At 59.2% G+C, this 21554-nt stretch carries 15 protein-coding genes; 12 read left to right on the top strand and 3 right to left on the bottom strand.

Going from position 1 to position 21554, the window contains the following annotated elements; genetic code table 11:
• Positions 1–25 precede the first annotated feature (25 nt).
• From FFV09_RS21055 to FFV09_RS21080, 6 genes are all read left to right on the top strand, one after another.
• Complete coding sequence (locus FFV09_RS21055; protein ID WP_141449663.1) at positions 26–958, top strand: LysR family transcriptional regulator; 933 nt, start codon at positions 26–28, stop codon at positions 956–958.
• 44 nt (positions 959–1002) lie between these two features.
• A complete protein-coding gene (locus FFV09_RS21060; RefSeq protein WP_141449664.1) occupies positions 1003–2121 on the top strand; it encodes a 5-methyltetrahydropteroyltriglutamate--homocysteine S-methyltransferase in 1119 nt (372 codons plus the stop codon).
• Between the two features lie 449 nt (positions 2122–2570).
• Positions 2571–3713 (top strand): 5-methyltetrahydropteroyltriglutamate--homocysteine S-methyltransferase, encoded by a 1143-nt coding sequence (locus FFV09_RS21065; RefSeq protein WP_141449665.1) that lies wholly within the window; start codon positions 2571–2573, stop codon positions 3711–3713.
• A gap of 610 nt (positions 3714–4323) precedes the next feature.
• On the top strand, positions 4324–4731 hold the full coding sequence (locus tag FFV09_RS21070; protein ID WP_141449666.1) for a hypothetical protein: 408 nt from the start codon (positions 4324–4326) through the stop codon (positions 4729–4731).
• Positions 4732–4917: 186 nt separating this feature from the next.
• Positions 4918–5298: a hypothetical protein gene (locus tag FFV09_RS21075; RefSeq protein WP_141449667.1), complete on the top strand. Its 381-nt coding sequence runs from the start codon at positions 4918–4920 to the stop codon at positions 5296–5298.
• A 294-nt stretch (positions 5299–5592) separates the two neighbouring features.
• Positions 5593–6594 (top strand): DUF4362 domain-containing protein, encoded by a 1002-nt coding sequence (locus tag FFV09_RS21080; protein WP_141449668.1) that lies wholly within the window; start codon positions 5593–5595, stop codon positions 6592–6594.
• Here FFV09_RS21080 and FFV09_RS21085 read toward each other — a convergent pair.
• Positions 6591–7439, bottom strand: coding sequence for a helix-turn-helix transcriptional regulator (locus FFV09_RS21085; RefSeq protein WP_141449669.1), 849 nt, complete (start codon positions 7437–7439; stop codon positions 6591–6593). The two genes, FFV09_RS21080 and FFV09_RS21085, sit on opposite strands and share 4 nt — an antisense overlap.
• Before the next feature lie 277 nt (positions 7440–7716).
• Between FFV09_RS21085 and FFV09_RS21090 the strand changes: the two genes are divergently transcribed.
• Positions 7717–9447 (top strand): glycoside hydrolase family 2 protein, encoded by a 1731-nt coding sequence (locus tag FFV09_RS21090; protein WP_141449670.1) that lies wholly within the window; start codon positions 7717–7719, stop codon positions 9445–9447.
• 137 nt (positions 9448–9584) lie between these two features.
• Here the strand turns inward: FFV09_RS21090 and FFV09_RS21095 are convergent, their stop codons facing one another.
• A complete protein-coding gene (locus tag FFV09_RS21095) occupies positions 9585–11225 on the bottom strand; it encodes a diguanylate cyclase domain-containing protein (RefSeq protein ID WP_141449671.1) in 1641 nt (546 codons plus the stop codon).
• Between the two features lie 339 nt (positions 11226–11564).
• Between FFV09_RS21095 and FFV09_RS21100 the strand changes: the two genes are divergently transcribed.
• The 3 genes from FFV09_RS21100 to FFV09_RS21110 all read left to right on the top strand — a co-directional run bounded on the left by FFV09_RS21100 (position 11565) and on the right by FFV09_RS21110 (position 16506).
• On the top strand, positions 11565–13409 hold the full coding sequence (locus FFV09_RS21100; RefSeq protein WP_141449672.1) for an assimilatory sulfite reductase (NADPH) flavoprotein subunit: 1845 nt from the start codon (positions 11565–11567) through the stop codon (positions 13407–13409).
• Positions 13410–13480: 71 nt separating this feature from the next.
• Entirely contained in the window at positions 13481–15223 is a 1743-nt protein-coding gene (gene cysI, locus FFV09_RS21105; protein ID WP_141449673.1) for an assimilatory sulfite reductase (NADPH) hemoprotein subunit, read from the top strand.
• A 296-nt stretch (positions 15224–15519) separates the two neighbouring features.
• Positions 15520–16506 carry an NADP-dependent oxidoreductase gene (locus FFV09_RS21110; protein ID WP_170315103.1) on the top strand — a complete coding sequence of 329 codons (987 nt, stop codon included), beginning with the start codon at positions 15520–15522 and terminating at the stop codon, positions 16504–16506.
• 84 nt (positions 16507–16590) lie between these two features.
• Here the strand turns inward: FFV09_RS21110 and FFV09_RS21115 are convergent, their stop codons facing one another.
• Positions 16591–17184 (bottom strand): TetR/AcrR family transcriptional regulator, encoded by a 594-nt coding sequence (locus tag FFV09_RS21115; RefSeq protein WP_141449675.1) that lies wholly within the window; start codon positions 17182–17184, stop codon positions 16591–16593.
• A gap of 419 nt (positions 17185–17603) precedes the next feature.
• Here FFV09_RS21115 and treC point away from each other — a divergent pair, with 419 nt between their 5' ends.
• Entirely contained in the window at positions 17604–19313 is a 1710-nt protein-coding gene (gene treC / locus FFV09_RS21120; RefSeq protein ID WP_141449676.1) for an alpha,alpha-phosphotrehalase, read from the top strand.
• 49 nt (positions 19314–19362) lie between these two features.
• Positions 19363–21420 (top strand): PTS system trehalose-specific EIIBC component, encoded by a 2058-nt coding sequence (treP, locus tag FFV09_RS21125; RefSeq protein WP_141449677.1) that lies wholly within the window; start codon positions 19363–19365, stop codon positions 21418–21420.
• Positions 21421–21554: the final 134 nt, after the last annotated feature.

Below are 21554 nucleotides of genomic sequence, written 5' to 3' on the forward strand. Positions count from 1 at the left end.
GTAAGTTGAAAGCGGGGGAAAGATATTGACTTTACAGCAGCTCAGGTATGCGATCGAGGTGGCAGGCTGCGGCTCGATCAACGAGGCGGCCAAACGCCTGTTCATCTCGCAGCCGAGTCTGTCCAACGCGATCAAGGACCTGGAGCAGGAACTCGGCATTACCATTTTCGACCGTACCAACCGGGGCATCACGCTGTCCGCGGACGGCGTTGAATTTATGGCGCACGCCCGGCAGATCGTCGAACAGGCGGAACTGCTGGAAGGCCGTTACAAAAACAAGCGGCGCAGCAGCGTGCATTTCTCCGTCTCGACCCAGCATTACGCGTTCGCTTCCGAAGCGTTCTCCGCTCTGATGGAAGGAAGCGGCGAGCTGGAATACGCGTTTTCGCTGCGAGAAACCCAGACGTCGGAGATTATCGAAGACGTGCGGACGCTGCGCAGCGATCTCGGCATCTTGTATTTGTGCGACCGCAACGCCAGAGTCATGAACAAGATGTTCAGCGACGGCAGCCTCAAGTTTACGCCGTTGTTCAATACCCGCCCGCATATCTTTATCGGGCTGACGCATCCGCTGGCGCGCCGGGAGATTGTGACGGTCGAGGATCTGCCCCCTTATCCGTATATCACGTTCGATCAGGGAGAAAGCAGCTCGCTGCATTTCTCGGAAGAACTGCTGAACCTGCCGGAAGCGGGACGCAGCGTCAAGGTTAATGACCGCGCTACGCTGTCGGGACTGCTGGCGGGCACGCACAGCTATACGGTCGGTACGGGCATTCTCGCCGCCGAACTCGACGGAACGGTGCTCAAGTCGGTGCCGGTCGAGACGGACGAGCTGTTCACGATCGGCTGGATCGCGCACAAAGACCGAAGACTGAGTCCGATCGCGGCTTCTTATATCAATCTGCTGAACGACCTGGTCGCCCGGCGCTATTTCGCGGCGAACCAGTTTTTGTTCTGACGGAGCTTCGCTTCACATTTCCATTTTTGAATCGGGAGGAACGTATGCAAAGTCCAGTGATCGGCACAACCAGAACGTCGCCGCCTTTTCGCTGCGATCTCGTGGGCAGCTTCCTGCGTCCGCCTGAGCTGCTCGAAGCCCGGCGGCTGCATCGGGAAGGGCAACTGACGGACGAAGGACTGTACGAGCTTGAGACGGCGGAAATCGCCAAGCTTGTGGAGCGGCAGCGGGAAATCGGGCTGCGCGTCGTCACCGACGGCGAATTCCGCCGTTCGTGGTGGCATCTCGATTTCTTTCTCGGGGTCGAAGGCACGGAGAAAATCGACCTGAACGCTGCCGCGGGACGTATCGATGCCAAACAGCGCGCGGAGACGTTCCGCATCTCGGAGCGCATCTCGTTCGGCCGGCATCCCATGCTGCGGCATTTCGAATCGCTGCGCCTGCAGGCGGGGGACGCGGTGCCCAAGATGACTATTCCCGCGCCGTCGCTGTTCCATTTTGTGCAGCGCTACAACGGCGGAGGCGCGTACGACAACGACGAAGATTTGTTCGCCGACATCGTCCGGGTGTACCGGGACGCCATTCGCGCTTTTTACGACGCGGGCTGCCGGTATCTTCAGCTCGACGATACCGCCTGGGGTACGCTGTGCAGCCTGCTGCACCGGACGCAGCTGCGCAGCCAGGGCACCGACCCGGACACGCTTGCGGCGCAATACGTCAAGCTGATCAACGATTCGATCGCCGAACGTCCGGCCGACATGACGATCGCCCTGCATGTCTGCCGCGGCAATTTTCATTCGACATGGTTCGCTTCGGGAGGCTACGAGCCGGTAGCGGAAGCGTTGTTCGGCGGCTGCCGGGTCGATGCTTTCTTCCTCGAATACGATAACGAACGCGCCGGCGGCTTCGAGCCGCTCCGCTTCATCCGGGAACAGTTCGTCGTGCTCGGCCTCGTGACGACGAAGCACGGCGGGCTGGAGAGCAAAGACGTGCTGAAGGCACAAATTGCCGAAGCGGCCGCTTTCGTGCCGCTCGGGCAGCTGTGCCTGAGCACGCAGTGCGGCTTTGCTTCGACGGAGGAAGGCAATCTGCTCACCGAAGAAGAACAGTGGGACAAGCTTCGGCTCGTGGCCGAGACGGCCGCGGAAGTGTGGCCGGACTGAGAGCCGGTTGGAAGCGGACTGAAAGCGGACCGAAAGTGGGCTAAGAGCGTGCTGCAAGCAGAGTTGGAGCGGGCTGGAAGCGGGTCGGCCGCCGGGCCCAATCCGCTCCTAATTCCGACAAATATACCCCGCTATAAGATTTTGATATAGCGGGGTATAGCTTTTAGGCGTTATGCCGGCTTGTTCGGAAGATGCTATAGTATTTCCTAATCTCTCGTCGAAGCCGGCAGGCAGTGCGCCGACCGACGGTGAACGGTTGACCTCATCGGGCTGCGCCCGAGCCACCACTTGCCAGAACATCGAACGGTTGTGCGCCATTCGGCGCTTTCGAATTTGCTTTCGATTGTTGCTTTCGATTGTTGCTTTCGATCGTTGCTTTCGATCGTTGCTTTCGATGTTCGCGTCCGATTTACATTTCGCATCCCAGATTCCCGAGGAGGATTTTATCCATGAGTACCGTATTCGAGCAAGCGACCCAAAGAGACACCGTTCCTTTCCGGCATGACATCGTAGGCAGCTTCCTGCGTCCGCAGGCGATCAAAGACGCGCGCGCCAAGTTCGCGGCGGGCGAGATCGGCGCGGCCGAACTGCGCCAAGTCGAGGACGAAGAGATCGTCAAGCTTGTCGCAAAGCAAAAAGAAGTGGGACTCAAAGGCGTCACCGACGGCGAATTCCGCCGTTCGTGGTGGCATCTGGACTTCTTCTGGGGACTCGGCGGCGTCGACAAAAAAGCGTCCGATACGGGCTATCTGTTTCACGGCGTGGAATCCCGCGCGGAGACGGCGCTGCTGACCGGCAAAGTCGGCGAAGGCGCGAAGCATCCGATGGTCGAAGACTTCAAGTTTCTGTGCAAAGCGGCCGGCGACGACGTCGTGGCCCGCCAGACGATTCCGGCTCCGGCCCAACTGCTGTTCGAGCTGTTCCGTGGCGACAATATCAAGACGGTCGACGAGTTTTATCCGAACCGTCAGGATCTGTACACCGACGTGGGCACCGCTTACCGCGACGCGATCCTCGCTTTCTACGAGGCAGGCTGCCGCAACATCCAGCTTGACGACTGCACGTGGGGCGCGCTAAGCGACCGTCAGTTCCGCGCGATGCAGGAAGAAGCGGGCGTGGACATCAACGAAATGGCCAAAGGCTTTCTGTACGTCAACAACCTGGCGATCGAGAACCTGCCGGCCGACCTCGTCGTGACGACGCATGTCTGCCGCGGCAACTTCAAATCGACGTATGCCGGCGAAGGCGGCGGCTACGATCCGATCGCGGAGATTCTGTTCGGCGGCTCCAACGTGTCGGCCTTCTACCTGGAATACGACAGCGAACGCGCCGGCGGCTTCGAACCGCTGAAGCACGTGAAGAACCAGCAGGTCGTGCTGGGCCTGTTCAGCTCCAAGTTCGGCGAGCTGGAAGACAAGGCGCAGATCTTCAAGCGGATCGAAGAAGCGGCGCAGTACGTCGACATCAACCAACTGTGCGTCAGCCCGCAGTGCGGCTTCGCTTCGACGGAAGAAGGCAACGTCCTGACCGAAGAGCAGCAGTGGGCCAAGCTGCGCTTCGTCAAGGAAGTCGCCGACGAAGTGTGGGGCTGATCGACGCGATCGCGTTCATGAAGCAGACCTGGCGTTGCAGTCCCGGCATTGAACCGGGGCTGCACGCATGGCGTCTGGCGTTCACGCAAACCGGCGTCCAAGCCAACCGAATCCTCCTGTGGAGGGTTCGGTTTTTTTTGGGTTTGGGCCAGCCGGGCGGCCGAGCCTGATCCGCGCGAGCCGCATTTCGACGCCTAACGAACCTCACGATCGCTATCTGCCCGTTTTCGGCTTTTTTCGTTTTTTAACGAATCGTCCTATCCTTATGAAGCGCCATCGAGGCCGTTTCAGGCCGTATTGAAGCCTATAGCGTGCTGACGATTCGTTCATATGCGATAAAAGCGCTCCGGCGGGCCAATAGCGTGTCCACGATTCGTTGGCGGCGCCAAGCCGGCGATCCGTCCGGCTCCGGGCCTCCTGCTCCGACTTTCCTGCTTACTGCTCCGAGCTTCCGGGCTGCGTTCTCCGGTCCCAATCCGCGGCCCCAACAGCGGTGCCTTGAACCGGGCCTTTTTTTGTTGCACCAAAGAGAGTACAATAGGGAACCAAGAAACGACACCAAGTCCTCGCAGCATGAGAAGCTGTCCAGAAAAGGAGCGAAACGATTCCCATGAATGTTCATGTTCCCGATAATGCCCGGCGCGATCTGGCGCTGGTAGGCTGCCCCGATTGCGCGTTCCGGTTCGAAACGCCGAATTACCGGCTCGGCATGCAGCAGAGATGTCCCGAATGCGCGGCGGCGATCAAGCCGAAATACGTGCGCCGAGCGCAGGATGCCGGATACTCGCTGAGCTACCATACTTTCCTGCAGCTGCTCACCATGCGTCCTTACCGCGACGAGATCGCTCCGCTGATCGAAGGCTGGTTCGGCTACCGCACGGAATACCGCGGCCGTACCCCGGTCGTCAGCAACGCCGCGGGCCGCACCGTCGACCTGGAGCAGATGCACGAAATGATCCAGACCAGTTCCCGCTGGCAGGAGATTTTATATTGGAAAGCAGGCAAGTTTTTCAGATAACGTCTTCTATTTTTGCAAACCAGATAAATGGGCGGATGTAAAGGTAGCTCTCTTCCTTGTGAAGTCAAAGGCAAAAGACTATGCTGATCAAACGTCATCCTTTACCTAAAAATAGAAAACTTCCTTTTTTGCGGACCGTATTTTCTGGATGAAAAAGTGGGACGGGAGAGGAAGGAGAAACGTAATATGGGCAGCCCCATGAATCTACAGGACAAGTTCCATGAAATTTTTATCGAAATGGAGTTTTTTGTCGGCAAATCAAGTTTGATTTATGTGGAAGGGTCGTCCGAGATGGTGGAAGGCGGCGCATACAAGTGGGCGAATCTGGATGCGGCGGATACGGAAGTGCAGCGAAAGTTATGCGCCAAGTATGTTCGGCTTATCGATTTGATCCACTACCTCGAAATGGAAGGCGATTCTTCCGACGATTTGGATTGCAGCAGCCGGCGCGTGCTTCGACTGCTTCGTCAGGACGTCGCCATTTTGCAAAATACGACCCGGCAGGTGTGCGAAGACATTGCGCAGCAGCTCGATTTGCAGCTGATCTTGAGCGAAAGCTTCAGATGAAGGCCGGTTTTACCCCAATAAACGTATAAGTTACCCGCTCGGGCTTCGGCCCGCGGCGGTTTTTTTATTGTAACGGGTTTCGCTGGCGGATCGTCCCCGAACGCCGAGTGGAAAAACATTGGGACTGGACAGGGACCGTGTACGGGCTGGGCGGCTGCGACGAACGCGGCGGCGGACGAAGCGACCGATTCCAACTGCGAATAGAAGATGAAGCCAGACTATAAAAAAGCAGACTCGCGATAAATGTAACTTTTTCCCTAATAATAACGTTTAGAGGTAAAAGGAGGATGCGCTATGTCGATTTGGATCAAATCTGCTGCCGTCGTTCTGCTGTTTGCGCTCGGTGCCTGTTCGGCGGAACAAGCGGCCCCGTCCGAGCCGGTCTCGTCGCCATTCGCGCGCGTGCCGGATATAGTCCCGATCAAGCCGGGCACCAGTCCCGAGCCGGCGGGGGAGCGCATAATCGCGTACCGGTATATTCCGTTCGGCGAACTGCGCGAATTCGTGACGCTTGAACAGCGTGAAGACGCGGCCGCGTTCCGGGAAGCGATCAAGCGGGCGAAGCCGGCTTCGTCCGGGCAGCGGCGCAGCGAAGTGCCGGCCGATTACGGCATTCGGCTCGTAGTGGACGGCGAGGAGAAAACGTATTTGCTCTGGCTCGGAAGCTCCGGCGGGGGGCCGGGGATCGTGGAAGATCTGCAAGACCGCGATGCCCGTTACGTGCTCGGTTCCGAAGACCGTCAAGATCTGTATGATCGGATCGAAGCGACACGTTACGATTCGGAGAGGGCGGAGAAGAACGGAGACATCGTTCAGACGTATGGGCGCGTGATCCATATGGAGACGTGGACCGATTTTGTGCAAAACGTGGACAGCGGACGCTCCGATTCGGTGCAGTTCACGGGCTACACGATCGAAGGCGATCCGATCTTCAACAATTTGAGTTACGACGGCAGCCATATTTATTATGCCCATGACAACAGTCACGATTCATTCGGCCTTCCCGCCAAACCATCCTACACGTGCGAGAAGATCATTACCCAACCGCTGGACGTCAAAAGAGGCGGACCGGGCATCCTGTATCGGCTGGACGGCTGCACCGGCGCTTCCAAAGATGCTTCCAAAGAAACTTCCGCCCAACAATTCTGGTTCCCGGTACCCGACAGCACGGTGACGGGTAATCCGGCCCCCGTTAAGGCTGCGGGCAATCCCGGACTCGGCCAAACGGTCTCCGACGTGTACGTTCGATTGGAGGGTGACGAAGCGCGGCAGATGTTCCGCCGGCCTCGTTCTTAAACGTCCGGATCCGGCGGTCCGTCTTCTTTCGCCCGGCGGCGAAAAGCCGAGGGCGAGAGACCTTTATGCTTTTTGAACGTGCGGCTGAAATGGAACTCGTCGCCGTAGCCGCACGACCCGGCAATCGCGTGCAGCGTCAGGTCGGTATAGAGCAGATAACGCTCGGCCTGCCGCAGCCGAAGCCGCGACAGCATCTGTTTGGGCGTGACGCCGGCATGGTGCACAAACAGTTTGCGCAGATGCGACACCGATACATGCAGTTCGCCAGCCAGCTGTCCCGTCGTCAGCGGCTCGGCGAAGCGCTGGCCGAGGAGGGTCAGACCGCGTTCGAACAAGGCGCGGGCTTTGCCGGGTTCCGGCGCGTTTCCGGTGTGCAGCCGGTCAAGCAGGTCGAGCAGCGCGGCGCCGGCTTCCCTCTCCGCTACCGGCGTGCCAAGCGTCCACCGTTCGATGATCCGGCCGATCGCCGTATCGAGTTCGATCGCCCGCTCGCCGTCCCACTCCGAGCGGTGCGGCAGATCGAAGCGCGGAATACGCGCCGGGGCGGGCCAACGCCCGTCCGCGTCCGACAGCTCCGCGGCATCGAACAGCACCATCGCCATATGCAGGTCCCGGCCGCCCAGGGCGGCCATTTTCATGCTCAATCCCGGCTCCAGATACAACAGTTCCCCGCGCTGTGCTTCGTAGCAGCCTCTCTCCGATTCGAAGCGGCCGCTGCCTGCGCGAATCCAGTACAGACTATGGACCGAAGTATTCCGGCGGATATCGCTCCATCCCCCGGACGTGTTTTTGTAGGCGGCCCAGCGGATTTTGACGGCCGGGTCTTGCAGCGTGTGCGTGTCCATGATCGTGTTCGCCTCCGTTTTCTCGCAGTCTTTTTCGGTCAGTATAGAGCAATCGGAGAAGGACGCCAAGCTTGAATCCGAATCATTTTTGACATGAACAAGGTCGGAATACTCATGGAGATTTGGCGCCGGAAAGCGTAATCTGGTCAGAAAAACGGGATTTAACGCTGCTTGGGAGTCAGAACTTCGCGCGGCGCCGATCCCGTTCAATCATTCCAAAACGACATGGAATCCGGCTGCGCCAACATTCCGCGTCGATCCCGAAAGGATGAACAACATGATTCGATTGTTCGACACGCACGAGGTCCGTCCGATCAAAGAACTGGAAGGACTGTGGGAATTTCAGCCGGTGAGCCGGCAGGGGGAAGTGCCGGAGCGGATGGCGTACCGACTGCCCGTGCCGGGCTGCTGGGAGACCCATCCCGAATTCGGCACTTACCGGGGCGTCGGATTGTACCGGCGCACCTTCCGCATCGCGCACCGCACGAATCTGCGTCTGGCGTTCAAAGGCGTCAGCCACACGGCGGACGTCTATCTGGACGGCGAGCTTGTCGCGCATCATCACAATGCCTACACCGCGTTCGACACGGTCGTGCGGCAGGTCGAACCGGGCGAGCACGAGATTCGGCTGTACGCGGACAATTCGTTCGGCGAACATTCCGCGCTGCATATTCCGAACGACTACTACACGTACGGAGGCCCGATCCGGCCGGTGCTGCTGGAAGAGATCGGGGACGTATATATCGAACGCGTCGCGTTCTGGCCGGAGTGGAAGGACGGAATCTGGCACGGGCGCTGGAAAGCGACGGTGCGCAATCTCGCGGATACTGCGCAGACGACCGAACTGGAGCTGGGACTGGAAGGGGCGAAGCCTCACGGCGGCGAACGGCTGCGCGCGGCGCTGCGGATCGAAGCGGGCGAGAGCGTGACGGTGGAGCGGACGGCGGCTTATCCGGCGGCCGAAGCCTGGAATCCGGACTTGCCGGTACTGTATACGCTGCGGGCTCTTTTGCTTGAAAAAGAACCGGGCGGCGCAAAAAGGGCAGTCGATGACTGGATCGACCGGATCGGCTTCCGGTGCATCGATACCGAAGGCGGACGGCTGCGGGTGAACGGGCGGAACGTGAGGCTTCAAGGGGTGAACCGCCACGAAGACCATGCGCGTTCGGGCGCGGCGCTGTCTTTTGCCGATATGCTGCACGATCTTGAACTGATCCGCGATCTGGGCTGCAACGCGGTGCGGACGAGCCATTATCCGAGCGACGAACGGTTTCTCGATCTGTGCGACGAATTCGGGCTGCTCGTCTGGGAAGAGAACCACGCCCGCGGACTGACGGAAGAGCAGATGCGCCAGCCGAATTTCCGGCGGCAGAGCGAAGACGTGACGCGGGAAATGGTCGAGCAGCATGTCAACCGTCCGTCGATCGTCATCTGGGCGGTGTTGAATGAATGTGCAAGCGACACCTTGTACGGAAGAAGCATCTACGAGAGCGAACTTGCGCTGATCCGCGAACTCGATCCTTCCCGTCCGCGAACGTTCGCTTCGCATCACCGGGAACGGGATCTCTGCCTCGATCTGGCGGATATTGTCTCGCTTAATCTGTATCCCGGCTGGTACACGGACGAAGATCCGGGCCGGCTGATGCATCAGGCGGCGGAATGGGCCGAGCGGCTCGGCGGCCCTGGCAAAGCGCTCATTTTCAGCGAATTCGGCGCCGACGGCTATTACGGCTTCCGCAGCCGCGAACGCGTTAAAGGTTCGGAAGAGCGGCAGTGCGACATTCTCGGCGACAATCTGCGCGCTTACCTGGCTGAAGATTCGCCGCTGACCGGCGTATTCGTCTGGCAGTTCGGCGACTGCCGCGTGACGGAGGCGACCGGCTGGCTGCTCAGCCGCGGCTGTACCCGCAACAGCAAAGGGCTGGTGGACGGCTACCGCCGGCCGAAGCTTGCATACGACACGGTACGGGCGCATTTTCGCGGACAGCCGGACGGGGCGCTGCGCTAGGCAGGGCCGATAAGGTTTGAAAATCAAAAACCGCACGGCTTCCGAAAGTGAATTCGGAGACCGTGCGGTTTTTTTGGCGCGTATCGAATGCCCGGATCGGACTTCGGGGCAGTAAAGCGTATACCGGAGCGGCAAACTCAGCTTGCGGTCGTGTCCCGTCCATGGAACGTGACCCGGTTTTTGCCCGCTTTTTTGGACAGGTACAGACATTCGTCGGCCGTATGGATAACGTCGGTAACGCTGTCGGTATCCCGATTGTAGAACGCGACGCCGATGCTGCATCCGATCGACAGCTGGTTCATGCCCACGATAAACGGATTGTTGATCAGCTTCAGCACTTCGCCGGCGAGCCGTTCCGCTTCGGCATGGGCCTGCTGAACGGGACTGCGCGAGATCAGCAGGAATTCGTCGCCGCCGAGCCGCACGGCGATATTGCCGGGGCGCGTCGTCGTTTGCAGGCGTTTGGCGACTTTTTTGAGCAGCAGGTCGCCGACCTGGTGGCCGAACGTGTCATTGACTTTTTTGAAGCCGTCAAGGTCCAGATACATGAAGCTCAGCGTCTCGCGGGAAGGGTCGAATGCTTCGATCGTCTCTTCGAGGTAGCGCTCCAGCGCCAGCCGGTTCGGCAGCTCCGTCAGCTGGTCGCGCAGCGCGGCGTTTTGCATATGTCCCAGCGCATTTTCGGTCCGCAGCAGGGAATCGAGCAGGCTGCGCAGCGAATGCGAGAGGCTGCGAATATCGGCGAAGCCTTTCGTTTGCGGAATGTCCGGCGCTCCGCCGAGGCGTATACGGTCCGCGGCCCGCGTCAGCTGGCGGATCGGACGTGAGATGAATTCCGCGGTCAGCAGGCCGAGTCCGGCGAACAGCACGGCGGCGATCAGGCCGGCCCAGACGATATCCTGCCGCAGCTTGTCGACCGGGGCGAACGCGACCGATTCGGGCTGCCGCACGAGCACGGTCCAGCCGAGCCCGGCGTAATCGAGGTAGCCGTCGCCGTAGGCATAGCCCGTCAGATGGCGTTCGCCGTCGGGCCATTTCTCCAGCGCCCAAGAATTGTCCCCGGTCCGCGCGCGGTCCACGCTGCCGAGCTTGAGTTCGCGTCCGGCCCAGCCTTCCGGCCCGAGCAGTACCGTATTGTCCTTCTGGCTGACGACGAACAGTTCGAACGCATGGTCATGGTCGGTCTGCGGCTGCAGCAGCGTGCGCTCGACTTCCCGGGCCCATTCCCAACTGAGATGCGCGGCCAGCACGCCTACCGTTTCGCCGGCGTCGTTCTTGACCGCGTAGCTCATGTCCACGAACTGCAGCGGCTCGCCGCTCGGATTGGGCAGCAGCTTCGCCAGCAGCACCGCTTCGTGCACGTCGCCGACGAACGAACCTTTGATGCCTTCCGCGAACACGGGCCGCTCGGCGATATTTTTCCCGACCAGAATGCCGTTCGTGCCCGCCAGCACTTCGCCCTGCGTATTCATGAAGCCGATCCAAGAAAAAGCGGGGAAGCTCGATTGCAGCTGGTTGAGCAGCGTCTGGATCGCCTGCGGATCATTCGCCCGCTTGAGCGGCTGCAGCTGCGTCAGCAGCTTGACTTCGCCGGACCGCGACCACATGAAGTTGTCCAGCTTGTCCGACATCTGGTAAGCGGTTCCGGCGAGCGACACGCCGATTTCTTCTTCGATCGCCTGCGTGGAACGGCTGCTGAGCAGCGAGCCGAACGTGACGCTGAGCAGAATGACGAAAGCCACGAAGATCAAGGCCAAAAACGTTCTGATTTTAATCATTTTCCAACAACCTCCGCAGCTCATGTAGCTAACTTCATGTCTTATATATCGTGCGGAATCGACAAAATATGAATAGATTATAGCCTTTTCCATTTATTTTCGACAAATAGTGTCAAATAGAGCGTGATCGCTGCCGGATTCGGGATGATTTTTGTTTTGTTAACCTATTATCAGAAAAACTGATGAATGTCATAAACGGAATCGAATTGACCCCATTTTGCCGGTATGATAGGGTCAAGGTAGCCAAATAAATTCTGATCGTTTAACTAGGAATTGAAGCGACAATGACTCATATTAACGAAAAATCTAACAAGAATGATGCCGTGCGAGGTGGAGATCGTGGAATTGAACGCAACCAACAGCCCATTTAACGACCAACAGGCGGAACTGCTGAACCGCCTGCTTCCTACATTGAACGGACATCAGCGCATCTGGTTGACCGGTTATTTGTCGGCCCAGGCCGCGAGCCCGACGCTTGAAGCGCCGGCAGCGCAAGCTCCGACCGCGACCGTGGCCGCCGAAGCCGCGCCGCAGGCTCCCGCCGCTCCGGCGGCGCCGCGCGAAGTCACCGTCTTGTTCGGCTCGCAGACCGGCAACGGCAGCGGCCTGGCGAAGAAGCTGGCGAAGCGCCTCGAAGAGCAGCAGGTCAAAGCGGACGTGCTGTCGATGTCCGATTTCAAGCCGAACAACTTGAAGAAGATCGAAAACCTGCTTATTATCGTCAGCACCCACGGCGAAGGCGAGCCGCCGGACAACGCCATTTCGTTCCATGAATTTCTGCACAGCAAGCGCGCGCCGAAGCTGGACAGCCTGAACTATTCCGTCCTGTCGCTCGGCGACACGTCGTACGAGTTCTTCTGCCAGACAGGCAAAGACTTCGACGGACGCCTGGCCGAGCTTGGCGCTTCGCGCCTCGCCGAGCGGGCCGACTGCGACGTGGACTTCGACGAGACGGCCGGCGAATGGATGAAAGCCGTGACGGAAGCGCTCAGCGCGACCCCGGCGGCCGCCGCTTCCGCGGCCGATTCGGCGGCACCGCTCAGCGCCGATCCGGAATCGGAATACTCGCGCAGCTATCCGTTTCGCGCGGAAGTGCTGGAGAACGTGAATCTGAACGGCCGCGGCTCCGCCCGCGAGACGCGTCATTTGGAACTGTCGCTGGAAGGCTCCGGCCTGGTCTACGAACCGGGCGACAGCCTGGGCGTCTATCCGCATAACCATCCGCGCCTCGTGGACGAGATCATCGCGGAGATGGGCTGGGATGCACAGGAGAACGTGAATACCGGCAAGAACGGTTCCGCTCCGCTGCGCGAAGCACTGTACGAATACTTCGAGATCACCGTGCTGACCAAGCCGCTGCTGGAACAGGCCGCGAAGCTTACGGGCAGCGAGAAGCTTGCGCGGTTGGTGTCGCCGGAAGCCGCGGCTGAACTGCGCGAGTACGTCGGCAGCCGCGACCTGCTCGACCTGATCCGCGACTTCGGGCTTCAAGGCCGCCCGGCGGCCGAACTGACGGGCATTTTGCGCAAAATCCCCGCCCGGTTGTATTCGATCGCGAGCAGCCCGCAGGCGACGCCGGACGAAGTGCATTTGACCGTCCGGAGCGTACGCTACGCCGGCGGCGGACGCGACCGCTACGGCGTGTGCTCCGTGCAGATGGCCGAACGCCTGGAACCGGGCGACAGCCTGCCGGTATTCGTCCAGCACAATCCGAACTTCAAGCTGCCGCAGAACCCGGATACGCCGATCATCCTGATCGGGCCGGGCACGGGCGTCGCGCCGTTCCGGTCGTTCCTCGCCGAGCGCGAAGAGACCGGCGCCCGCGGCCAGAGTTGGCTGTTCTACGGCGACCAGCATTTTGCGACCGACTTCCTGTACCAGGTCGAATGGCAGCGCTGGATCAAAGACGGCGTGCTGAGCCGGATGGACGTTGCTTTTTCCCGCGATACGGAAGAGAAGGTATACGTGCAGCACCGCATGCTTGAGCGAAGCCGGGAACTGTACGAATGGATCGACGGCGGAGCCGCGGTCTACGTCTGCGGCGACGAGAAGCATATGGCGCACGACGTGCATTCGGCGCTCGAGACGATCATCGCGCAGGGCGGGGGACTCAGTCCCGAACAGGCTTCGGAATATCTGCTGCGCATGCAGCAGGAGAAGCGCTACCAGCGCGACGTGTATTGATATAACGGATAGATATAACAGATCGATATAACCGATAAGTTCCGTTTCAACGGGGAAGGAGACGCCAGATCATGACGCAGCACACCGAGTGGAAAAAGTTTCCGCCGCACGACAGACCGCATAGCGACGTGGAGGACATCAAGCGTAACAGCGCCTATTTGCGCGGAAGCCTCGTAGAGACGCTGAAAGACCCGCTGACCGGCTCGATCCCGGAAGACGACAACCGGCTGATGAAGCATCACGGCAGCTATATGCAGGACGATCGCGATCTTCGCAACGAGCGCAGCCGCTCGAAGCTCGAACCGGCGTACCAGTTCATGCTGCGCGTACGCGCTTCCGGCGGCGTGGTCACGCCCGAACAATGGCTGATGATGGACCGCATCTCGCACAAATACGGCAACGAGACGATCCGGCTGACGACGCGCCAGTCGTTCCAGCTGCACGGCGTGCTCAAATGGAATCTCAAGAATACGATCCGCGAAGTCAACGAAGCGCTGCTCAGCACGCTTGCGGCCTGCGGCGACGTGAACCGGAACGTAATGTGCAACCCGAATCCGTACCAGTCCGAGATTCATTCGGAAGTGTACGAGTGGGCCGACAAAGTCAGCCGGCATCTCGATCCGCATACCCGTGCCTATCACGAGATCTGGCTTGACGAAGAGAAGATCGTGGACAGCCGCGACGCCGAAGCCGAACAGGAACCGATCTACGGTCCGGTCTATCTGCCGCGCAAATTCAAGATCGGCATCGCCGTGCCGCCCTCCAACGACGTCGACGTGTTCTCGCAGGATCTGGGCCTGATCGCCATTATCGAAAACGGAAAGCTGGCCGGCTTCAACGTGACGGTCGGCGGCGGCATGGGCATGTCGCACGGCGACGTGAAGACGTATCCGCAGCTCGGCAAGCTGATCGGCTTCATTACGCCGGAGCAGTCGATCGACCTGGCGGAAAAAGTCGTGACGATTCAGCGCGATTACGGCGACCGGGCGGTGCGCAAGCATGCCCGCTTCAAATACACGATCGACGACCGCGGACTGGACTGGTTCGTGAACGAACTGCACAGCCGTCTCGGCTGGGAATTGGAGCCGGCACGTCAATTCGGCTTCGACCATAACGGAGACCGTTACGGCTGGATCAAAGGCAGCAACGGCAAATGGCATTTCACGCTGTTTGTCCAAAACGGGCGGATCGCCGATTTCGAAGGGTATCCGCTGATGACCGGTCTGCGCGAAATCGCCAAGGAACACGACGGCGATTTCCGGTTGACGGCGAATCAGAACCTGATCATCGGCAGCGTCAGCCCGCAGAAGAAGCGCAAGATCGATCGCCTGATCAGCCAGTACAACCTGACGGACGGCGCGCATTATTCGGCGCTGCGCCGCAGCTCGATGGCGTGCGTGTCGCTGCCGACGTGCGGCTTGGCGATGGCGGAATCGGAACGTTACCTGCCGGGCCTGATCGACAAGCTGGAAGTCATGCTGGAGCAGGAAGGGCTGCGCGACAAGGAAATCGTCATCCGCATGACCGGCTGTCCGAACGGCTGCGCCCGCCCGATGCTGGCGGAGCTCGCTTTTATCGGCAAGGGACCGGGCAAATACAATATGTATCTGGGCGGCGCGCACGACGGCGCACGGCTCAACAAGCTGTACAAGGAAAATATCGGCGAAGAAGAGATTCTCGCTTCGCTGCAGCCGATCATCGGACGCTACGCGAAAGAACGGCTGGACGGCGAGCACTTCGGCGATTTCACTGTTCGCGCCGGCTACGTGGAAGCGGTGCATGACGGACGCCAGTTCCATGCGCAGAACGCTTGATTTTGAACAGGCTTTGATTGAATGTCTGAAAAATCTTGAGCGTCGGCGAAGAGCCGGCGCAGCAGGGCGAAAAGCAAAGCCTACGGGCTTTCCGCTTTTCGCCTTTTTGGTTTGCCGCTTTTGGAAAATGCACCTCGCAGCCGCCGGACCTTATGGCGTCCTGTGCGGGGGGATCTCTCAACAAAAGTATCCGTTTTGTCGATTGTATGGGGCTTGGTCCGGACGTTATTCTGAACAGGCAGCAGGCGGAGCGATCGAGCCGCACTGACTTTACCGACGAAAGCAGGCCAAATTCCATGGTAGCCAGACAAACCGGAGTTCCAAACGATTCGCAGATGAAGGCCGCCGTCTATCGGCAGTATGGAGGACCCGAGCAGATTAGGGTCGAACGTGTGGCCCGGCCGATTCCGGGCGAAGGCGAAGTCCTGATCCGGGTCGCGGGAAGCGGATTTAACGTGGTCGATACCCTTCTGAGGGCCGGGCATATGAGCGGTTCTTTTCCGCAGACGTTTCCTTTTATACCCAATATCGAACTGTCGGGGACGGTTGAAGCTTTGGGGACCGGCGTAACGAAATGGCAGCTTGGCGCGCAGGTGTATACATCCATGACTCTGACCGACAGCGGCGGAGCGGCGGAGTTTGCGATTGCACGGGCGGAAGAACTCGCGGCCGTCCCGCGTTCGATCGATCTGGCGGATGCCGGAGGCGTGCCGCTATGTGCGCTGACCGCTTGGCAGCTGCTGTTCGAACACGGTTCGCTGGAACGCGGACAGCGGGTACTGATCGTCGGCGCATCGGGCAGCGTTGGCTATTATGCGGTCCAACTTTCGCGAATCGCGGATGCTTACGTGGTCGCTACGGCCTCGCCTTCTTTTGTCGAAGCCGTCTACGGGTTGGGAGCCGATGAGGTCCTCGACTATTCGAAGCCAAATTGGACAGCCGAATCGAAAGCCCCGTTCGATTTGATCGTGAACGCGTCGCCCGCGCAGCCGGAACAGGTGAACAGCTGGCTGCGGCTGCTTCGCCAGGGCGGTACGCTCGTCAGCGCCTGGTCCCCCGTTGATGAAGCAGAAGCCCGGCGCCTGCATGTGAACGGCAAGCTGGTCTATATGCATAATAGCACTCAGCAGCTTACGGATATTGCCCGTTGGATCGAAGACGGCGTTCTCCGCACCAAAATCGACGAACGCGCCGGATTGGAACAGGTTGCGGAGCTGCATGCGCGAAGCGACGCAGGCAAGCTTCGGGGTAAAGTGCTGATCGTGCCTGCAGGGTTGGATTGACGCGCGGGAAAAGACGGTTTGTCGCCGCCGCTCCGCGATCGCTGCATAACAAAGGGCTCGGAAGCGTACTTTTCGCTTGCCGGTTTACCGGATCAGGCGCTGAATCATCATCAATTCATTATAGATGAGCGCAAGCTGTTCGGGAGTCTCCGGTCTTGCACGTTCCAGCCAGGCTTCGACGGTTCCGAGGAGCAGGGAAGCGGCGTAGGCGTTGAAATAATCGGAAGGAACATCGGGATGTCGTTCAAGGATACGGCTGTTGCCCAGCTTTTTTTCAAAGCTGAGGGTAACGGCCTTTTTTAATTTGAGCGGAAATCCCGCTTCGCCGTTTTTGCTGCCCAGCAGTTCGAACAAGTTGGCGTGCTGTACGAAATACGCGAAAATTTCGGTAAAAGGCGCATACGGAAGCCGCTGGAGGTGATGGCGGTAAGTTTCTTCGAAGTCGATCGGAACGATCAGTTTTTGTCGAAAGCCTTCAAGCAGTTCATCCTGAATACGTTCCATCAGATCGTATTTGTCCAGATAATGCAGATAAAAGGTTCCCCGGTTAATGCTTGCGCCTTCTCCGATTTGCCGGATTTTGACTTGATCGAATCCGTGTTCTCGAACCAAGGCAATAAACGTTTCGCGAATCGCCGATCGGGTACGCGCATTCATTTGTTCATGAACCGAAAACATGAAAACACTCCTTTCGCAATCGAAGCCTGTGTGCTTTTCACTATAGCATCAATCGAAAGCATCAATCGAAAAGAAGATTCGCGGTACGCCAACTTTTTCCGCATTCGATTTATCGATAAACTCTTCCTGATTTTGGGTAATGGAGGCATAAAGGGGCTTTTTAACTGTCTGATTGTCTATGCAAATTCGCGGAGAATCGACGGCCCCCAAGAAACAAGCAATAAAAAACGCGCAAAATGTTTGCTCGCTCTGTTCGCGTGGTATATATAGACAGGTTGACTTCATGTATATACAAGGTTACAATCGGTTCGGAGACATACTTGTATATACATGAAGGGTACAGGCTGCGGATATTCGCTATCCGCGCACGCGATTCCGAAGCGTCTGCGGCCTCTGGGTACCCGAAGGAGGCACGCGGCATGACAGCAGGGCAGCTTGGCAGCAAATCGGAATGGTGGCGCAGATCGGTCGTGTATCAGGTGTATCCGCGCAGTTTCAACGATACGACGGGCAGCGGGCTCGGCGATATCCGGGGATTGACGGAGAAACTCGACTATCTGCACGATCTCGGCGTCGATATCGTCTGGCTTCAGCCGGTCTATATCTCGCCGCAGAACGATAACGGCTACGACGTGGCCGATTACCGCTCGATCGACCCGATGTACGGCACGATGGAAGATTTCGAGGAATTGACAGCCGAATTGAAAGCGCGGGATATGCACCTGATGCTGGACATCGTCGTCAACCATTCTTCGACGGAGCATGAATGGTTCAAGGAGTCGCGCAAATCGACGGACAATCCGTATCGCGACTACTACATCTGGCGCGATCCGGCACCGGGCGGCGGCGTGCCGAACAACTGGCAGTCCAAGTTCGGCGGCTCGGCCTGGCAGTACGACGAAGCCACGGGGCAGTATTACCTGGCGCTGTTCGACAAGACGCAGGCGGACCTGAACTGGGAAAATCCGCAGGTGCGGCAGGAAGCGGCGGATCTGATGCGTTTCTGGGCGGACAAAGGCGTCGACGGGTTCCGGATGGACGTCATCAACCTGATCTCCAAAGATCAGAGCTTCCCCGACGACGACGGGTCGATCATGACGGGCGACGGCCGGCGGTATTACACGGACGGACCGCGGGTGCACGAGTATATCAAAGAGCTGTACGAGCGTGTCTACGGTCCGTACGATCTGATTACCGTCGGCGAGATGTCGTCGACGACGCTTCAGCACTGTATCCGGTATTCGAATCCGGCGGAACGCGAATTTTCCATGACGTTCAACTTCCACCATCTCAAGGTCGATTACCCGCAGGGCAAGAAGTGGGAACTGATGCCGTACGATTTCGAAGCGCTCAAGGGACTGCTGTCGTCCTGGCAGGTCGGCATGCAGGAAGGCGGCGGCTGGAACGCGCTGTTCTGGAACAACCACGACCAGCCGCGCGCGCTGTCGCGCTTCGCCGACGACGGCCGCTGCCGCGCCGCAAGCGCCAAGATGCTGGCGACCACGCTGCACGGCCTACAGGGCACGCCTTACGTGTTCCAGGGCGAAGAGATCGGCATGCCGAACCCGAACTGGAACGACATCTCCGAATTCCGGGACGTCGAATCGAAGAACATGTACCGCATCATGATCGAGATGGGCAAATCGCCCGAAGAAGCGTTCGATATTATCGCCAAGCGTTCCCGCGATAACGCCCGCACGCCGATGCAGTGGAATTACGGTCCGCAGGCCGGCTTTACCGACGGCACGCCGTGGATCAAAGTGGACGAACGCTATCCCGAGATCAACGTCAAAATGCAGCGCGAAGATCCGAACTCGGTCTTCAGCCATTACAAGAGACTGATCGCGCTGCGCAAGACCGAAGACGTGCTGACCGACGGCCGCTACGAGCGGCTCGACGAAGGACATCCGCAGGTGTTCGCCTACGCCCGCACGAACGGGTCGGACACGCTCATCGTCGCCTCGAACTTCAGCGGCGAAGCGGCGGAATTCGCGCTGCCGGAAGCGTACCTTGGACTGGCGGACGCACAAGCCGAGCTGCTGGTCGGTAATATGGCGGACGAGCCGGCCTGGGGCCGCATCCTCAAGCTGGAGTCGTACGCGTCGTTCATGTGGATCATCCGGGGGTAATGCCCCCGGCTTTGTATACTATTTCAGGAAAAGAAACGGGGATGAGGGAATGGCGGTAAAAAGAGAGGATGTCGAGAAGATTGTCCAGGCCATAGGCGGCAAGGACAATATCGAAGTCGCGACGCACTGCGTCACCCGGCTGCGCTTCTCGCTCGTGGACGAAAGCAAGGTCGACAAGCAGGCGCTGGACGATAACGAGCTGGCAAAAGGTTACTTTTCCACGCAGGGCCAGTTTCAGGTCATTATCGGGCCAGGGATCGTCGACAAAGCCTACGAAGAATTGATAGCGATTACCGGAGGCCAGCGCGCCACCAAAGAGGACGTCAAATCGGCGGCCATCAAGCATAAAAGTCCAGTCCAGCAGTTCATCAAGACGCTGTCCGATATCTTCATCCCGCTGCTCCCGGCGCTTGTTACGGCCGGCCTGCTGCTCGGGATCAACAACCTGCTCACGGGCAAAGACATCTTCTTCGCCGGGCAAGCCCTGATCGAAGTCTACCCGCAGTGGGCCGACTTCGCGGCGATCGTCAACACGATCGCAAGCACCGCGTTCACGTTCCTGCCGGCGCTCGTCGGCTGGTCGGCGGCGACGAGGTTCGGCGGCAGTCCGCTGCTCGGCGTCGTGCTCGGTCTGATTCTCGTCAATCCGGGCCTGCTGAGCGCGTACGATTACGCGTCGGCCGTCAATGAAGGCACGGTACCGACCTGGAATCTGTTCGGCCTGCAGATCAACGCGGTCGGGTATCAGGGACAGGTCCTGCCGATGCTCGTCGCGGCCTATGTACTGGTCGTGATCGAGAAATGGCTGAACCGCAAAGTCACCGATTCGCTCAAACTGCTCGTCGTCGCTCCTGTCGCCCTGCTCGTGACCGGCTTCCTGGCCTTCGTGGTCATCGGTCCGGTGACGTTCACACTCGGCAACTGGCTGACAGACGGCGTCGTCTGGCTGTTCGATACCGTTCCTTGGCTCGGCGGTCTGCTGTACGGCGGTCTGTACGCGCCGCTCGTGATCACGGGGATGCATCACACATTCCTCGCGGTCGATCTGCAGCTGATCAACTCGACCGGCGGCACGTTCCTCTGGCCGATGCTGGCGCTGTCCAACATCGCGCAGGGCGCCGCGGCGCTCGCCATGATGTTCGTCATCCGTTCGCAGAAAATGAAAAGTTTGTCCGCCACGACTTCCATTACGGCATTCCTCGGCGTTACCGAGCCGGCCGTATTCGGGGTTAACGTCCGCTTCAAATACCCGCTGTTCATGGGTATGCTCGGTTCCGCCCTCGGCGGTATCCTGCTGACGATGAACGACGTGCGCGCTTTCGCTGTCGGCGTCGGCGGCCTGCCGGGCTTCCTGGCCGTTAATGTCGAAAACTGGGGCATCTTCTTTATCGGCATGGCGATCTGCCTTGTGCTTCCGTTCGTCGGTACGATCGTTTACGGCAAAATCGTCACCCGCAAACAAGCCGCTTCCGGCGAAGAAGTCGAAGAAGACCTGGCGGAACGCGACGTGAAAACGGTAGAGAATGCGAAAAGCCCGATTCCGAGCAGCGGCAATACGGTCGTCTCGCATGCGTCGACGACAGGCGCTGCCGGTACCGCCGGTGCTGCTGCGGCAGGCCAAGACGCCGTCAACGTGCTCGATCTGCTGGCACCGATTCAAGGCCGCGCGGTTCCGCTCGAGAACGTGCCGGACCCGGCGTTCGCTGAGAAACAAATGGGCGAAGGCGTCGCGATCGAACCGTCCGAAGGACGCGTCGTCGCGCCGTTCGATGCGACGGTTGCCCACGTCATCGACAAGAGCAAGCATGCGGTCATTTTGGAACATGCGACCGGCGTGCAGGTGCTGATCCATGTCGGCATCGATACCGTCGGACTCAAAGGCAGCGGCTTCACGGCCCATGTCGCGACCGGCGACGTCGTCAAAGCCGGCCAGCTGCTGCTTGAATTCGACCGCGATATCATTACCGCGGGCGGATACGCCACGATCTCGCCGATCATCATTCCGGCAGGGCAGGATATCGTCGCAAGCATCGAAGAGCTGATGGGCGATACGGTAGCCGGCAAGACGCCGGTGCTGCGCATCCATCTGACGGGCGACGAAGACTGATTGTTTGCCCGGCCCAATCGCTATGCCTGATAGGCAGAGTGCGCAAGATCCACGGTCCGCTTTACGGTTCTAATCCGGAAGCGGGCCGTTTTTTTATGCCGAACCGTCGTTTTTGCTTTTTCACAAAATCCCCC

Source organism: Saccharibacillus brassicae (genome assembly GCF_006542275.1).
GTDB lineage: Bacteria > Bacillota > Bacilli > Paenibacillales > Paenibacillaceae > Saccharibacillus > Saccharibacillus brassicae.

What these genes read in the sequence shown, in the direction of transcription:
- FFV09_RS21065 (WP_141449665.1), top strand. Translation starts at nt 2,571, where the DNA reads ATGAGTACCGTATTCGAGCAAGCGACCCAAAGAGACACCGTTCCTTTC.
- FFV09_RS21115 (WP_141449675.1), bottom strand. Translation starts at nt 17,184, where the DNA reads ATGTTTTCGGTTCATGAACAAATGAATGCGCGTACCCGATCGGCGATT.
- FFV09_RS21090 (WP_141449670.1), top strand. Translation starts at nt 7,717, where the DNA reads ATGATTCGATTGTTCGACACGCACGAGGTCCGTCCGATCAAAGAACTG.
- FFV09_RS21110 (WP_170315103.1), top strand. Translation starts at nt 15,520, where the DNA reads ATGGTAGCCAGACAAACCGGAGTTCCAAACGATTCGCAGATGAAGGCC.
- cysI (WP_141449673.1), top strand. Translation starts at nt 13,481, where the DNA reads ATGACGCAGCACACCGAGTGGAAAAAGTTTCCGCCGCACGACAGACCG.
- FFV09_RS21070 (WP_141449666.1), top strand. Translation starts at nt 4,324, where the DNA reads ATGAATGTTCATGTTCCCGATAATGCCCGGCGCGATCTGGCGCTGGTA.
- FFV09_RS21060 (WP_141449664.1), top strand. Translation starts at nt 1,003, where the DNA reads ATGCAAAGTCCAGTGATCGGCACAACCAGAACGTCGCCGCCTTTTCGC.
- treP (WP_141449677.1), top strand. Translation starts at nt 19,363, where the DNA reads ATGGCGGTAAAAAGAGAGGATGTCGAGAAGATTGTCCAGGCCATAGGC.
- treC (WP_141449676.1), top strand. Translation starts at nt 17,604, where the DNA reads ATGACAGCAGGGCAGCTTGGCAGCAAATCGGAATGGTGGCGCAGATCG.
- FFV09_RS21080 (WP_141449668.1), top strand. Translation starts at nt 5,593, where the DNA reads ATGTCGATTTGGATCAAATCTGCTGCCGTCGTTCTGCTGTTTGCGCTC.
- FFV09_RS21075 (WP_141449667.1), top strand. Translation starts at nt 4,918, where the DNA reads ATGGGCAGCCCCATGAATCTACAGGACAAGTTCCATGAAATTTTTATC.
- FFV09_RS21095 (WP_141449671.1), bottom strand. Translation starts at nt 11,225, where the DNA reads ATGATTAAAATCAGAACGTTTTTGGCCTTGATCTTCGTGGCTTTCGTC.
- FFV09_RS21085 (WP_141449669.1), bottom strand. Translation starts at nt 7,439, where the DNA reads ATGGACACGCACACGCTGCAAGACCCGGCCGTCAAAATCCGCTGGGCC.